Here is a 15,565-nt window from a genome sequence, read left to right as displayed (position 1 = left end):
CAGGAAAGGCGGAAAGTGGTGTACAGGAGATTGATGAAAGCCGAAAAGTGAGAGAGGAAAGGAAAAAGTGGTGTACAGGAGGTTGATGAAAGCCGAAAAGTGAGAGAGGAAAGGAAAAAGTGGTGTACAGGAGGTTGATGAAAACCGAAAAGTGAGAGAGGAAAGGAAAAAGTGGTGTTCAGGAGGTTGATGAAAGCCGAAAAGTGAGAGAGGAAAGGAAAAAGTGGTGTTCAGGAGGTCGATGAAAACCGAAAAGTGAGAGAAGAAAGGAAAGAGTGGTTTTCATCAATTAAATAACAGTATGAAAAACGAAGAATTAATCACTTATTCCCCAAGTAGAGGGATTTACCAATAATATAGATAAGGAAAGGAAGTAGCATAGTGACTTTTTTAGAACTAAACACACCCTTAAGAACGATTATGACACCAGGACCAGTGGAGGTTGATCCGAGAGTGTTAAGGGCACTAAGCACACCTATTTTGGGACAATTTGATCCTGCATTTACTTCCATCATGAATGATGTTATGAGAATGATTCAACAAGTTTTCCAAACTAAAAATCAATGGGCTTATCCAGTTGATGGAACATCAAGGTCTGGGCTGGAAGCTGTATTGGCCAGTGTCATCGAGCCAGGAGATAAAGTGTTAATTCCAATTTACGGAAGATTTGGACATTTGTTAACGGAAATTTCTGAAAGATATGGGGCAGAGATTCATTTGCTCCAGTGTGAATGGGGCGAGGTTTTTGATCCAGAAGTAATTATTGCAGAAATGAAAAAGGTGAGACCGAAAGTAGTTGCTCTTGTTCATGGAGAAACATCAACAGGGTGTATGCAGCCATTAGAAGAGGTCGGCAAAGCATGTCGAGAACAAGATATTCTCTTTATCGTTGATGCTGTTGCAACAATTGGAGGAGTAGATGTTCAAACAGATAATTGGTATATAGATGCAGTAATTGGGGGCAATCAAAAATGTTTATCTGTTCCATCTGGAAATGCCCCTATTACGTATAATGATCGAGTGGAAAAAGTGTTAATTGCACGGAAGAAAGTAGAAAGAGGAATAGCTACTGATATTGAACTAGCAGAGATAAATGCTCATGCCCCAATTCGCTCGAATTATTTAGATTTGGCACAATTGCAGGATTATTGGAGCCCGCGAAGGCTGAATCATCATACAGAAGCAACTACCATGTTATATGCTCTTTATGAAGGATTAAGAATTGTTTTAGAAGAGGGATTAGAAAATAGATTTGCTCGTCATCAGTATCATGAACAAGCGCTAATAGAAGGAATAAAAGGAATGGGTCTTGAATTGTTCGGTGATAAAAGGTGGAAGCTGCCAACGGTAACATGCATCAACGTTCCAGAAGGGATTGATGCAGAATCTGTTCGTAGCATGATGCTTGAGCAATTTGGAGTAGAAATAGCCAGCTCTTTCGGTCCATTACACGGAAAAATATGGAGAATTGGAACAATGGGCTATAGCTGTCGCAAAGAGAATGTCTTATTTGTGCTTGCGAGTTTAGAGGCATGCCTCATTAGACATGGGGTAAAACTCCCTGCAGGCCAAGCACTGCAAGCAGCGCTAAATTTTTATTCAAGAGGATAATATTTAAGGGGCCAGAGAAACACTCTCTTTGCCCAAAGGCAAGAACTCAAAGAAGAAGAAGATACAGATAATCACTTTCTATGCCTAAAAGCACACAGAGAAGCCACTTACTCCTTTGCCATTTTTCAATAATACCCTATCGGTTAAAAAAGAATAAAAAAATCTATATTGACAATAATGTTTCTATCCGATATGATTTTTCACAAAGAAATGAATAATGAAACTATAAAAAGGATTAGTATGCAGCAATGTCTATAAAAAGAGAGGGTCTAAATGCTGAAAGGACCTATAGGCTTACCTGTTGAACCTGCCTTTTTCGTTCTGTATCGAATAGACTTTGTTTAAGAAGATTCAGCGGTTCAATACCGTTAACATGGAAGAGTGTAAAGCTTTGCTTTGAATTAGGGTGGTACCGCCATTAATTGGTCCCTAATGAATAGCAAAGCTTTTTTTTATGGTCTTTTACTAAGAAAAGACCACTTGAAATAAAACACAGATAAAATAGGAGGCCCTTTAAAATGGCGAAGGATTTTGTAAAAAGCATTACTAGCATGGAAGATGATTTTGCCCAGTGGTATACAGATGTAGTGACAAAAGCGGAACTAATCGATTATTCAAGTGTAAGAGGTTCTATGATTATTCGACCATATGGAACAGCGATTTGGGAGAATATTAAAGAAGCTTTAGATAAACGTATTAAAGAAACAGGGCATGAGAATGTTTATATGCCATTATTTATTCCAGAAAGCCTTTTACAAAGAGAAAAAGATCATATTGAGGGATTCGCTCCAGAAGTAGCATGGGTTACACATGGAGGAGACGAGAAATTAGCAGAAAGACTTTGTGTGCGCCCAACATCAGAAGTGCTTTTTGCAGAGCATTATAAAAATATTATTCATTCCTATCGCGATCTTCCTAAGCTATATAATCAGTGGGCCAATGTTGTGCGCTGGGAAAAGACGACACGTCCATTCTTACGTACTTTAGAATTTTTATGGCAAGAAGGGCATACATGTCATGAAACGGAAGAGGATGCAGATAGAGAAACAATTCAAATGCTTCAGGTCTATGCCGAAATATGCGAAAAGTACTTGGCGCTTCCAGTGATCAAAGGGCGTAAAACGGAAAAAGAAAAGTTTGCAGGCGCGAAATACACCTATACAATTGAAAGCCTGATGCATGACGGCAAAGCATTACAATCAGGTACTTCGCATAATCTCGGCGATGGCTTTGCGAAATCCTTTGGAATTCAGTTCTCGGACAGAGATGGCAACTTGCAGCATGTTCAGCAGACATCATGGGGCTTTACGACAAGAATCATTGGTGCCATGATTATGGTTCATGGGGATGACCGCGGCTTAGTAGTACCGCCAATGATTGCACCAACACAAGTAATGATTGTTCCAATTGCCCAGCATAAGGAAGGGGTATTGGATTTTGCCTACGATTTACAGAAGAAACTAAGTAATTCGCTCCGCGTTGGTATCGATGCAAGTGATAAAAAGCCAGGCTGGAAATTTAATGAGTATGAAATGAAAGGAATTCCTCTCCGTCTAGAAGTGGGACCAAAAGATATCGAGAAAAATCAAGTGGTTCTTGTGAGAAGAGATACTGGAGAGAAACAATTTGTCTCTATGGATGGATTAGAAGAAACAATTACGCAATTATTAACAGATATCCAAGACAACTTGTTAAAGAAAGCCACAGATCATAGAGAAGAAAACACTCATACTGCTGTAAATTTTGATGAATTTAAACAGTTGACGGCAAAAGAAAAGCCAGGATTTATTAAAGCAATGTGGTGTGAAGATCAAGCGTGTGAAGATAAAATAAAGGAAGAAACAAGTGCAACATCTAGATGTATGCCTTTTGAGCAAGAAACCATCGCTGACACTTGTGTATGCTGTGGCAAAAAAGCTAATAAATTAGTATATTGGGCAAAAGCATATTAATATTTTTGCCTAAATCAATTCTATAGACGATCAAGAAATTTAAAACTTTTTTGAAGTGGACTTTGATATATTATCTATGTTTATAACAAAAGAAACAGACGAAGAAGGAAAGAGTTATATTTTATAGGGAAGTCAGAAAGTTATCTGATTTCCTTATCAATAAAAGAAGCATTTTATTCTTAGATAATATGTGTGTTCATTTTTGAAAATACTGAATATTCGTAAAAACACGTTGACATTTGGGACTATTTGGAAGTATGATAGATTTGTTGGAATAATCATCAATAGTAGGAAAAAAATGAAAAAACAAAATTAGGATTTGTAGCAATATTGGTTCTATCTATTCTATCTGTAAGTTCAGTAGCCTTTGCAGATGAAAACACAGTTATTGAGAAAATCGAAGGAAATGAAAGTATTGTTAATGAGAATTTTGGTGTAACAGAAATTCCTAACGATGGAGAGGTAGGTATATTCGGAGTAGGAAAGCCAACAACTTCTCATAATGTTTCAAAGAGTGGGGCGATGTATTTCGCAGGGAATGCAGTAACATCGAAACTATATTCTAATAAATTTTTTACAGGAAAAGCATCATATAGAATTAATGTAAAAAACAATCATGCTACAAAAGATTTAAAGATTAAACTATATGATGATTCTAAATGGACAGCAATAAAAACTTGGACTTTGAAACCAGGCTATTCGTTAAGTGCTTTCCCAACAGGTTTGAAAGCTTCTGGATTATACTATCTAACTTTCTCAGCGCCTAGTAATTTCAGTGGCAGTGTACAATGACAAATATAAAGAAGCACCTAGTTTTATAGGTGCTTCTCTTCATTATTAAGGAGACGATAATGACTACTACTATAATAAAAATAATAGCTTTAATTTTTATGCTAATAGATCATATAGGGGAATTTATTCCTGGTACTCCAGTATATTTAAGATGGGTAGGGAGAATAGCAGCACCGATTTTTATTTATTTTGTGATAATAGGTATGACTCACACATCTAATAAACATCGATATCTCTTCCGTTTGTATATTGCTAGTGTTATCATGGATTGCATTAATGTGTTTATTAATCAAAATTATAATACGGGAGTAGGAATTACTAATAATTTTTTTGCGACATTATTTGCAATTGCATTATTAATTTATGTAATCGATAAGCGAAGTTGGAGATATTTCAGTATCTACTTAATATGGCAGATGATAAGTACGGTGCTTTCTACCCTCTTTAAAGAAATATTTATATTAAATGCAGCTCTGACATATCCTTTTTATGGAGCTATATTTGGAAATGTACTGCATGTAGAAGGGGGAATCTTGTTCGTTTTATTAGGTATTGTTTTTTATTTATTTAGAAATAAAAAACAACTAGTAATAAGCTATTCGATTTATTGCCTTTTTATCTTTTTAGTATATGAAAAATGGGGAGGTAGTTTAAATTGGTTTTCCCGACTTTTACTTCCGTTTGCAGACTTCCAATGGATGATGATTTTAGCTTTGCCATTGCTCTATTTTTATAATGGGGAAAAAGGAGTTGGCTTAAAATATTTTTTCTATTTCTTTTATCCAATACATATTATTATTTTATATTTTATTGGAACGAGTTAAAGAGTAATGATGTAAGCCAACTCAATGAGTTGGCTATTTTCTTACTCTATACAACATAATAGTGTGTGTGCTCATATATACTCATGATACTCAAAAAAGCAAAAGGCAGCATTAGCCTATAGTGAGGAAAATTCCGCCTTTTTGTATTTGGGGATTACTTAAAAAAGTCGATCTCCAGATTTCTCCGTTATACTTCTAAATACTATCTCATTTGTTTTTTTATTGTTTTTCTTCGTCTGGCTCAATATGGACATGGACCTCTAATACATTAAATTCATTTATTAAAGCATTCTCTACAGCAGAAGAGATATCATGGGCATCGGTAATATCTAGTTTCTGATTAACAGTAATAACAACATCCACAACTGGGCTGTTCCCATAGTTTCTCGCTTTAATTTCTTTTACAGCTTTAACGCCATCTGTATGCAAAATGGTCTTTTTATATTTATCAATCAATAAAACATCAAAACCATCTGTCAGATAATGAGTGGTTTCTCGGAAAATTCCCCAAGCTGTTTTACAAATTAAGAGGCCAACGATACAAGCCGCTAGTGGATCTAAAAATTCCAAGTTTAATTGTGCTCCAAAAATGCCGACAGCAGTACCAAAACTAACTATCGAATCAGAAAAATTATCTTTCGCTGCTGCTTTTACAGCTTGGCTATTTATTTTTTTTCCTAATCGTAAATTGATCCGATAGACAAAGAACATAACAGCACCACAGGCGATAGCTGTATATGCTGCCACTAAATCAGGTGCTTGTCTAGAATGAGTAAAGAAGGAAGAGATTGCTTGGTATAATACTTGTAATCCAACACTCATCATAATAAAGGAAGCAATTAACGAAGCAACAGTTTCCGCTTTCCAATGACCATAAGGATGGTCTTTATCAGCTGGTTTTTGAGATAGTCGCAAGCCAATTAAAACGGCAACAGAAGCAATAATATCGGTGAAATTATTCCATCCATCTGCTTTTAAAGCTTGCGAATCTGTGCTAATAATGCTTAATATCGCGGCTCGTTCTCCGAGCTTTAAGTCTGCATATTTTTTATCCATTGCAAATGCCTCCTTAACTACCTCACTAATCATATCAAGTCACTATAGGGTGGGTCTAGAGCAACGTTTTTATACCTATCAACAAAAGTATGAGGAAGAGAAAACAGTTTGCCAGAGGAAAACTTTTCAATTATAAAAGAAGAAAAGTCAGAGGGAAGGAATAAATCCTATCCTCTGACTTATCATTGATAACCAATTATCTTATATATAAATCACTTACTAAATAATCCTTTATTACCTCGGATGGAACGAGAAATTCAACTGTTCCCATATATCCAGGTGCTACTTCGTATTCATTAAAGCAAATGACCAATTTATGCTGTTTGTTTATATAGAAATTTTGGTGTGGATCGATTTTATCAAATCCTTCTGGATCGGTATCATTTTTTATGAAATAGCTTCCGGTGTCTGCTTTCATTTGCTTGTTCATTTCATGTAAAATGTACGAACTAATAGCATCAATGTAAGAATCATCTTTAAATAAACTTGGTAATGTAATTAACAGTTCGTTTTGTTTATCGATTGTATCATAGTGAATAGATTCTGCAGCAGATGCTTTTGTTTCGACCGTATATCGACCCAGCGATAATAACAAATCATCATCTGTTTTAACGATATAGCCACTTTCGAGCGAGTAGTTTCCATTCTCATTTGCTGTTTCTTGTTGAAATTTAGAATAAAGCTCTTTTGATTCTTGAACGTATTGTTGGTTTAATGTCTGTGAAAGAGTTTTATTCTTTAAGCCAGTTACTTCAGGTGTTTTGATATCAAGCTGATTGTTCTCTTTCGTTTCTTTCCACTCTGTTATTGTAACGACCTTAATGACTTTGTTTAAAAAAGGGATATCTGATAAGGTGCTTGCTGCTGCCGGACTTATATTAACCGTTGTAATGAATAAAAGGATGGAAGCAGCTAAGAAGATAGCGTTTTTTGAAACACTTCTCAAAGTACGATATCGTTTAATCGATTTATGTGTCTGTTTCTCCAATTCATTTGGTATGGGTATATTTAAATAATCCTTTTTCATCTTTTCTAATTTTCTATCCATTATATTCCTCCACTATTTCATTTCTATACGAAGTATTTTTAGTGCCTTATAAAGCTTTGTTTTTACTGTATTTATATTTTCATCTAATACAGAAGCGATTTCTTCGAGCTTTAAATCTTCAAAAAAACGAAGAATCACAATGGTTTTATAAGATGGTGGAAGTTGATTCATTGCTTGTTCTAAATCTAAATTTTTGTAAGTATCGACAGAACTTGAAGCAAGCACTTCTAAACTGTCATCGTCTGCCACATACCACCGTTTCTTTTTTCGCAAAAAATCAAGAGACGTTGTAGCGACAATACGATAAAACCAACTTTTCATCATAGCAGTATCTTTTAATTGATGTTGTTTTCTTAACGCTTTATGAATAGAGTCTTGTACAATATCCAAGGCATCTTCTTGATTCCGTACATAAGAGTATGCAAATCGGTAGAAGCTTTCCTTATGATCCATAATAAATGTAATTAACTCCGTTTCTTTTTTATTTTTGTTTAACATAGAAGAGCTCCTTTATGGAAGAAATACGTAATAACTTAAGTTTTACAAGGAATAGACGTATGGAAAGGGGATTTTGTTTTAAGAAAATCAAATAAATTAAAAAAAGAAGGACTAAATGGAAGGGAGAGAAGAAAATCCTCCAAGCTTTCTGGTGAGACAGGACTTGGAGGAATAAATAATCTATTCTTTTTCTTTTACATGTAGTTTCTTGCTTGGCCAAAAGGCAGCATTTCCTAATAGGGAAGTTATTCCAGGCACTAAAAATGGTCTTACAATAAAGGTATCCAGCACAATTCCGATTGCAGTTATGGTTCCAAAATGGACAAGTACTTGCATTGGTAAAGTCGTAAGTACCATAAAGGTAGCAGCTAAAATGACTCCAGCAGAAGTAATAACACCGCCAGATTCTGCTACACCTTCTTTCACCGCTTGTAAGAGGGGCTTTTCTTTGCGTTTCTTCCATATGCTTGAAATCATGAAGATATTATAATCTTCTCCTAATGCCACAATGAATACAAAAGAGTATAGCGGAATTAATCCTTGAATTGCCTCCACTCCGAATCCGTAATGAAGGATAATCCAGCCCAATCCTAATGCGCTAAAATAGGAAAGCAGAACGGTTGCAATCAAATAGATGGTTGCTGTTATAGAGCGTAAATAAATAAGTAAAAGGATGGCAATCATGGTTAAAATAACAGGAATGACCATTTGCGCATCATCATTTGTTAATTCTCTTGTATCGTATTGCTCTGCAGTAATTCCAGCAATCCAAACATTATCGTTCGCATTTTTGATACCATTCTCCTGAAGCACTTCTTCCAATGTTTCCCGAATTGCTGGTAGTTTATCCATCGCTTCATTTGAATAAGGATTAGTTTGAAGCTCCACTGAATATTTGATTAAATCAGGATTCTTTTTCCCTGCTTCACCCTCTGAAACCTTTGCGATAAAATCTAATTGCTTCAATGACTCCTCGACTTTTACAGCTTCTCCTTCGGTGTTAATAATAACCGATAAGGGAGCAAGTTCCCCTGCATTAAAATGATCTTCAATTAAAGTAAAGCCTTCTCTTGAGGGCATATCATCCGGAAATGAGGATAATAAGTCATACGTATACTCTGTTTTAAGAGAAAAAAGAGCAAAAATTCCAAGTAATATTGTCGTGAGAATCGTCACTTTCCATGGATGTTTTGTTACTACTGTACCAATCGCGTTTCCAAGTGATTTTCTTTTTTTCGCTGTTTTTTTCATGCCCTTTTTTGCTAATAATTCTTCTGTTCTAGGAACGAATGGATAAAAAGATAGTCTCCCGATAATAGCTAAAATGGCAGGGACAATACTTAAACTAGCAATCATCATTATGAGTATAGATAAGCTAAATGGAATGGCAAATCGGTGAACTGCCCCATATTGAGCTAATAATAATGCAATGAGGGAGAAAAATACTGTTAAACCACTCATCGCCACGGCTCCGCCAGAACGTTTTAAGGCTTTTTGCATCGCAATTTCCTTTACTGATTCTTGGGTTAGTAACGTACGATATCTACTGATAATGAATAAACAATAGTCTGTACCGGCTCCAAAAAGCAATACGGTCATAATAGCAATGCTTTGAGAATCAAATTCAATCCACCCTAACTCACCTAAGAAGCCAAGTAAAGGACTGATAACTCCATAAGCGATTCCAACTCCGATTAGCGGGATTAACGCTAATACTGGAGAACGATAAATGACAAGCAAACAAATTAAAACTATCATAACTGTGCCAATGAGTAATGATAAGTCACCTTGGCTAAACAGCTCTGTCGCATCAATAGAGATACCTACTGGACCGGTTGTTCTTGCATGTAATTTTGTTTCATCTTTTATAGAGGTGTTAAAAGGATTTTCTCCCCATAAGTTACTAGCAGCTTTTTCTAATTCCTGAACACCTGTCTTGAGTTCACTTGTTGCTAAATTATTTTCAAATAAAAGCGGGAGAACGAATGTTGTTCCATCTTCAGAAATTTGTCGCTTTACTGCCTCTATCGGTAGTTGATGATAGGGAATAATCATTTCTTGATGGATTAGCGGCTTCTCTGTTAGTTGTTTGGTAAGCTCTTGGATTTGTTGTAAATCTTGATTAGATAATCCTGTTGATCGATACCAAGCAATTAATGCCGGCGTTCCTTGTTCATTGGGAAATTCTTCTTTCATTTTTTCCTCTGCCTGCTGTGATAAAGCAGTAGTGGGAATATTTCTAGCTAAATCATTTTTCTGTGAGCTAGCCTGAGGTAAAAACATGCTTACTATTCCGACAAGGAGAAGCCAGGCAATTAAAGTAATCCACTTTCCCTTTTTACTGGTTACTGCAGTAAAATATCGCTGAATATAATGTTTCATTTTTCCACTCCTTAAAGACGTAACTTATCAATCGATAAGTAAGATGTAAAAAAACTTATCGATTGATAAGTTGAGTATATAATTAATACAGAAAGAAATGAAGTGTTTTTTACAAAATCATTACCTATCTACTAGGCCGAACAAAAATAAATGAACAATTAACTTTGCCTTTCGCTGGATTTCTTTTTTTTGTTGATTAGAAGATAGTTCTTTCATATAAGAAGGCTGCATTGCTGTTTGAATATATTGAAGAAACATCAAGGCAATTTCTTTGCTATTAGTGTCTATTTTATTGTAGGAAATATTTGCATTGTTTTTTTCCTCTTGATCAAATACATGTATAATGGGATTCAAAAATCCTTCCTGCCAGCGAATTCTTAAATGTGTTTGGACATCAGACGGCATTTCATGCTGTAAGTCATGAAACATTTGCATTAAATCCTCTTGATAATTTTCTAAAAAGTAAATAGCAATTTGATAGAGACATTCTTCAAGATTCTCAAATTCTTTCGTAATGTTTAAGAGAGCATGTTCTGTTTGCTTTATAGATGTATTAATTACTTCTTTATAAATATCTTGTTTATTTTTAAAATGATGATATAAAGCTGGCTGTGTAATTCCACAATGTTCTGCAATCATCCTTGTACTAACCTTCCGATATCCTAATTCCATAAATAACTGATAGGAAACATGGATAATGAAATGATAGGTATCATGATTGGTATTTGACTTAACTATTTTTTTATTCACATTGTAAACCCTTTCATTGTTGAATTTATCACATTTAATATTATAGAAAAAATAAAGGGATATTTCAAATTTGAATAAAATGTGAACAAGTTTGTGAAAACATGAACAATTTTATTTAAATAGGCTTGAAGGTTTTTGCGAGTCGTTATATGATAAGCATGTAAAGAAAAACTAACGAGAATTTGCAAAAAAGCAACAAGAACTGTAAGTTGGTAGGAAAATTAAACTACTATATTAGTAGTTTTTCTTTAAAGAAGAATTTGTGAAAATAATCACAAATAGACTGCTTTTGAAAAGTGGTTTTTTCTTTAAAGTTATATGTGAAAACATTCACATAATTATCATTCTCTATAATTGGAGGGATCTACAATGTCAGTTGTTGAAAAAGAAGTAAAAGGGAAAAACGAACAAGTTGATGTGCAAGCAGTTATTGATGAAATGGCAGCGAAAGGAAAAAAAGCACTAAAGGAGTTTATGTCCTTAAATCAAGAGCAAGTAGATGAAATTGTAAAAGCAATGGCTCTTGCTGGCTTAGATAAGCATATGTATTTAGCTAAACTAGCAGTAGAAGAAACCGGAAGAGGTATTTATGAAGATAAAATAACAAAGAATATATTCTCTACTGAATATATATACCACAATATTAAATATGATCGTACAGTTGGGGTAATAAATGAAGACCAACAAACAGGAATTGTCGAAATCGCTGATCCAGTTGGAGTGATTGCAGGAGTAACACCTGTTACAAATCCTACATCTACTACAATGTTTAAAGCTATTATTGCTATTAAAACACGCAATCCAATTATTTTTGCTTTCCATCCTTCTGCACAAAAATGCAGCAGTGAAGCGGCTCGAATCTTAAGGGATGCAGCTGTAAAAGCAGGAGCACCAGAGAACTGTATTCAATGGGTTGAAAAGCCTTCGATTGAAACAACAAAAGCACTAATGAACCATAACGATATTGCGCTGATTCTTGCAACTGGTGGACCAGGTATGGTTAAATCTGCATACAGCTGTGGCAAACCAGCACTGGGAGTTGGAGCTGGTAATGTACCTTGTTATATTGAAAAAACAGCAAAAGTTAAAAGAGCAGTCACTGATTTAATTCTTTCTAAAACATTCGATAATGGAATGATTTGTGCCTCTGAACAAGCAGTAATCATTGATAAAGAAATCTATGAAGAAGTGAAAAATCTATTAGTTCGTAATAGCTGTTACTTCTTAAATAAAGAGGAATTAGCTAAAGTAGAAAAACTAGTAATTAATGAAAACACATGTGCTGTAAATCCTGATATCGTTGGTAAATCTGCTCATTATATCGCAGGATTGGCAGGAGTAAAAGTTCCGGAAGATACTAAAATACTTCTTGCAGAATTAGAGGGTGTGGGACCGAATTACCCGCTATCAAGAGAAAAATTAAGTCCAGTCCTTGCATGCTATAAAGTAGAATCAACAGAAGAAGGAATCAAACGTGCAGAAGAAATGCTAGAATTTGGCGGTTTAGGACACTCAGCAGTTATTCACTCTGAAGATCCAAAAGTAATCGAAAGCTTTGCGCTAAGAATGAAAGCATGCCGCATTATTAACAACGCACCATCTTCTCAGGGTGCGATCGGTGATATCTACAATGCCTTCATGCCATCTTTAACACTTGGTTGTGGATCTTATGGTAAAAACTCTGTATCTACTAACGTAACAGACATTCATTTATTGAATGTAAAAAAACTAGCAAAAAGGAATGTAAATATGCAATGGTTTAAAGTTCCATCAAAAATCTATTTTGAGAAAAACTCTGTACAGTATTTACAAAAAATGAAGGACATTTCTAGGGTGTTTATCGTAACTGATCCATATATGGTCAAATTTGGATATGTAGATAAATTACTTTATAACTTAAGAAAACGTTCAAATCTAGTGCAAGTAGAAGTATTTTCCGATGTAGAGCCAGATCCATCTATTGAAACAGTTGTTAGAGGAACAGAAATGATGGCTAAATTCCAGCCAGATTGTATTATCGCTCTTGGTGGGGGATCTCCAATGGATGCAGCAAAAGGAATGTGGTTATTCTACGAACATCCAGATGAAGAGTTCTTCGGCTTAAAGCAAAAGTTCTTAGATATTCGTAAAAGAGTATATAAATATCCAGCGTTGGGAGGAAAAGCTAAATTTGTGGCAATTCCAACTACTTCTGGTACTGGTTCTGAAGTAACATCCTTTGCGGTTATTACAGATAAAGAGCAAAATATTAAATATCCTTTAGCAGATTATGAGCTAACACCAGATGTAGCAATCATTGATCCACAATTTGTGATGACAGTTCCACCATCCGTTACAGCAGATACAGGTATGGACGTACTAACACATGCTGTGGAGGCATATGTATCAAATATGGCAAATGACTATACAGATGCATTAGCAGTTAAAGCTGTTCAATTGATCTTTGAATATTTACCAAGAGCATATCGCAATGGAAATGATGAAGAAGCACGTGAAAAAGTGCATAATGCTTCTACGATTGCTGGTATGGCGTTTGCAAATGCGTTCTTAGGAATTAACCATAGCTTGGCACATAAATTAGGAGCCGAATTCCATATCGCACATGGTCGTTCCAATGCAATTTTATTGCCACATGTTATCAGATATAATGCAGAGAAACCAAAAAAATTCATGTCATTCCCTAAATATGAATACTTTAAAGCAGATGAACGTTATGCAGAGCTTGCCAGAATTCTTGGATTGCCAGCAAATACAGTTGAACAAGGTGTAGACAACTTTGTGAAGGCAGTAATTAGACTAGGGAAAGAACTGAATATTCCTATGAGTATTGCTGCCCAAGGCGTAGATGCAAAAGAATTTGAAGCAAAAGTGGATTATTTAGCGGACCGGGCTTTTGAGGATCAATGTACAACAGCTAACCCTAAATTACCATTAGTTACAGAGTTGGCAGATATTTATCGTAAAGCCTATAAAGGGGTTTGAAAAATCCCTGAATAATAAAAAAAATGGTCAAATCTTTGTGATTTGACCATTTTTTTTATTCAATTTGCTAATCCAGTAATCTTCAAAGAGGAAGTCCTGCGTAAATCAATATAGGAATCCTTTAGCCGAATCAATGGTAAATGAGGTTCATTTTGATGAATAAAGATAATTTCTGCCGTTTCATTATTAGATAGTATGACTTTTTTAAAGAGCTGCTTTCTCATAATGAAATTGGTAAATGGAATAACAATAGCAGGATTTAAAGCATTTCCATAGGATTCATTTATTAATTCATCGATAGCTTCAATGTAGGTTTTCTTGTCTTTATACGTATTAGAAGTACACATGCTATTAAATATGTCTGCAACGGAAACGATTTGGATCAAGAAGGGAATATCCTTTTCTGTACGCTGAGAGGGATAGCCTTTGCCATTTATTTTTTCATGATGTAACAGAGCAGTTCGCGATATTAATATATCCAATTGCGGAACTTGAAATAAGATGCCTTTTCCATAGATCGTGTGTTTTTGCATTTCTTTATATTCTGTTTGTGTTAAACGAGCAGATACTTTTAAAATGGATGGATCCAATTTTAACATGCCGATATCATGAAATAATCCCATTTGACTAAGCAGATGGCATTGCTTTTTAGGTAATCCTAAAATTTTCCCAATAATGGCAGAAAGGATTCCAACATTAATACTATGCTGGTAAATATAATCATCTGGTGAGACTTCTTTATGAAGCATTTCTAAAATCGCTAATTCTTGAAGAGAAGAATTAATAGTGTTTTTAAAATCATGCAGAAGTTTCTCCACCGTGCTGTTATCTTGTTTGATGATGCGATGGAAAGTTTCTTTTACCTCATCTAGCAAATTAGTAAATTCCTTATTATCGGAGGAGGCAGAGGTTTCATCTGTAGGTTCAATTACATCAAATGGATTAACCTGATGCTTTGTAAGTAAGTCAATATGCTTCTTCGTTAAGATGGAGTTCTTTTTTAGTAGAAATAAGCCTTCAATAGAGTTTGAATAAACATCCCTTTTTATACGATACCCAACAATATTCATAGTTCCTTTTCCCATATTATTTGTCTCCTTTACGTAATGGCTATATATTGCTGCTTCGCATCCCCTTATTAGTAAATATTACCTTAGCTCTATCGTAGATAAAACAGACTTTCTGACTAGTTATCACACTTCTTATTGCCTATTTTAGTAGAATTTACTAGGGATTAAGGCCTTCTGAATATTTTTCCTATTATAATAGCTATATATTTAACAAAAATAGAATAGAAGAAGATGCATAGATACATATAGAGAGGAGCATAAGGATGAAGAAGAATCGATTGAATAAAAATACATTTTCTTTACATAAGCAAAAGAAATATCAACATCATATTAATTTCATTCATAATGAATTGAGGAAGTATCGTACGATTGATATACCAAATCGTACGATAGTCATTAAGAATCAGGATTTGGAAGATTGGATTGTGGAAGAGTTAAGTCATGAAGAAGTAGATGATATTATTGTATTGCTAGAGCATGCTAAGAAAAGAGCATCTTCTGTGAAACCAATCTTTCAAGTGATTGCAACAAGCTTGTTAAAAAATACATAAGGATTCTACTTCTAGAAAAAAGACTTCTTGCTTGTTTCACTATGAGGAG

General features: G+C 34.8%; 12 protein-coding genes and 1 other annotated feature. Of the genes, 6 read left to right on the top strand and 6 right to left on the bottom strand.

What is annotated here, in order from left to right:
- Positions 1 to 420: 420 nt before the first annotated feature.
- From NSQ89_RS17275 to NSQ89_RS17260, 4 genes are all read left to right on the top strand, one after another.
- Positions 421 to 1,611, top strand: a complete 1,191-nt coding sequence (locus NSQ89_RS17275) for a pyridoxal-phosphate-dependent aminotransferase family protein (protein WP_095258591.1) — start codon at positions 421 to 423, stop codon at positions 1,609 to 1,611.
- 216 nt (positions 1,612 to 1,827) lie between these two features.
- Positions 1,828 to 2,045, top strand: a binding site (T-box leader).
- A gap of 84 nt (positions 2,046 to 2,129) precedes the next feature.
- Positions 2,130 to 3,563, top strand: a complete 1,434-nt coding sequence (gene proS / locus NSQ89_RS17270; RefSeq protein ID WP_061800372.1) for a proline--tRNA ligase — start codon at positions 2,130 to 2,132, stop codon at positions 3,561 to 3,563.
- 330 nt (positions 3,564 to 3,893) lie between these two features.
- The gene (locus tag NSQ89_RS17265) at positions 3,894 to 4,355 is read left to right on the top strand and encodes a hypothetical protein (RefSeq protein ID WP_095258567.1); all 462 of its coding nucleotides are present in this window, start codon (positions 3,894 to 3,896) and stop codon (positions 4,353 to 4,355) included.
- Positions 4,356 to 4,414: 59 nt separating this feature from the next.
- Positions 4,415 to 5,179, top strand: coding sequence for a TraX family protein (locus NSQ89_RS17260; protein ID WP_047944901.1), 765 nt, complete (start codon positions 4,415 to 4,417; stop codon positions 5,177 to 5,179).
- A gap of 219 nt (positions 5,180 to 5,398) precedes the next feature.
- On the opposite strand, the gene NSQ89_RS17255 is transcribed toward NSQ89_RS17260, so the two are convergent.
- The 5 genes from NSQ89_RS17255 to NSQ89_RS17235 form a co-directional block, all read right to left on the bottom strand.
- The gene (locus tag NSQ89_RS17255; protein WP_341132944.1) at positions 5,399 to 6,235 is read right to left on the bottom strand and encodes a cation diffusion facilitator family transporter; all 837 of its coding nucleotides are present in this window, start codon (positions 6,233 to 6,235) and stop codon (positions 5,399 to 5,401) included.
- A gap of 196 nt (positions 6,236 to 6,431) precedes the next feature.
- Entirely contained in the window at positions 6,432 to 7,283 is an 852-nt protein-coding gene (locus NSQ89_RS17250) for a DUF3298 and DUF4163 domain-containing protein (protein WP_047943752.1), read from the bottom strand.
- 12 nt (positions 7,284 to 7,295) lie between these two features.
- Positions 7,296 to 7,781 (bottom strand): RNA polymerase sigma factor, encoded by a 486-nt coding sequence (locus NSQ89_RS17245; RefSeq protein WP_047943753.1) that lies wholly within the window; start codon positions 7,779 to 7,781, stop codon positions 7,296 to 7,298.
- A gap of 180 nt (positions 7,782 to 7,961) precedes the next feature.
- Positions 7,962 to 10,163, bottom strand: a complete 2,202-nt coding sequence (locus NSQ89_RS17240; protein WP_144546302.1) for an MMPL family transporter — start codon at positions 10,161 to 10,163, stop codon at positions 7,962 to 7,964.
- A gap of 120 nt (positions 10,164 to 10,283) precedes the next feature.
- Positions 10,284 to 10,913 carry a TetR/AcrR family transcriptional regulator gene (locus tag NSQ89_RS17235; protein ID WP_047943755.1) on the bottom strand — a complete coding sequence of 210 codons (630 nt, stop codon included), beginning with the start codon at positions 10,911 to 10,913 and terminating at the stop codon, positions 10,284 to 10,286.
- 369 nt (positions 10,914 to 11,282) lie between these two features.
- On the opposite strand from NSQ89_RS17235, the gene adhE reads away from it, so the two are divergent.
- Positions 11,283 to 13,895, top strand: a complete 2,613-nt coding sequence (adhE, locus tag NSQ89_RS17230) for a bifunctional acetaldehyde-CoA/alcohol dehydrogenase (protein WP_047943756.1) — start codon at positions 11,283 to 11,285, stop codon at positions 13,893 to 13,895.
- A gap of 59 nt (positions 13,896 to 13,954) precedes the next feature.
- On the opposite strand, the gene NSQ89_RS17225 is transcribed toward adhE, so the two are convergent.
- Positions 13,955 to 14,980 (bottom strand): HD-GYP domain-containing protein, encoded by a 1,026-nt coding sequence (locus tag NSQ89_RS17225; RefSeq protein ID WP_053215761.1) that lies wholly within the window; start codon positions 14,978 to 14,980, stop codon positions 13,955 to 13,957.
- Positions 14,981 to 15,228: 248 nt separating this feature from the next.
- On the opposite strand from NSQ89_RS17225, the gene NSQ89_RS17220 reads away from it, so the two are divergent.
- A complete protein-coding gene (locus NSQ89_RS17220; RefSeq protein WP_235844534.1) occupies positions 15,229 to 15,516 on the top strand; it encodes a hypothetical protein in 288 nt (95 codons plus the stop codon).
- The last annotated feature ends 49 nt before the right edge of the window (positions 15,517 to 15,565 follow it).

This window comes from Niallia sp. FSL R7-0648, assembly GCF_038007005.1.
GTDB lineage: Bacteria > Bacillota > Bacilli > Bacillales > Cytobacillaceae > Niallia > Niallia circulans.
Note: the sequence above shows the minus strand (reverse complement) of the source record. Positions and strands in the feature narration are given on the sequence as shown.

Bases quoted from the DNA above. Each gene is read 5' to 3' on its own strand.
- NSQ89_RS17245 (WP_047943753.1), bottom strand. From the start codon at position 7,781: ATGTTAAACAAAAATAAAAAAGAAACGGAGTTAATTACATTTATTATG.
- NSQ89_RS17220 (WP_235844534.1), top strand. From the start codon at position 15,229: ATGAAGAAGAATCGATTGAATAAAAATACATTTTCTTTACATAAGCAA.
- NSQ89_RS17240 (WP_144546302.1), bottom strand. From the start codon at position 10,163: ATGAAACATTATATTCAGCGATATTTTACTGCAGTAACCAGTAAAAAG.
- NSQ89_RS17250 (WP_047943752.1), bottom strand. From the start codon at position 7,283: ATGGATAGAAAATTAGAAAAGATGAAAAAGGATTATTTAAATATACCC.
- NSQ89_RS17225 (WP_053215761.1), bottom strand. From the start codon at position 14,980: ATGGGAAAAGGAACTATGAATATTGTTGGGTATCGTATAAAAAGGGAT.
- NSQ89_RS17275 (WP_095258591.1), top strand. From the start codon at position 421: ATGACACCAGGACCAGTGGAGGTTGATCCGAGAGTGTTAAGGGCACTA.
- NSQ89_RS17260 (WP_047944901.1), top strand. From the start codon at position 4,415: ATGACTACTACTATAATAAAAATAATAGCTTTAATTTTTATGCTAATA.
- NSQ89_RS17255 (WP_341132944.1), bottom strand. From the start codon at position 6,235: ATGGATAAAAAATATGCAGACTTAAAGCTCGGAGAACGAGCCGCGATA.
- adhE (WP_047943756.1), top strand. From the start codon at position 11,283: ATGTCAGTTGTTGAAAAAGAAGTAAAAGGGAAAAACGAACAAGTTGAT.
- proS (WP_061800372.1), top strand. From the start codon at position 2,130: ATGGCGAAGGATTTTGTAAAAAGCATTACTAGCATGGAAGATGATTTT.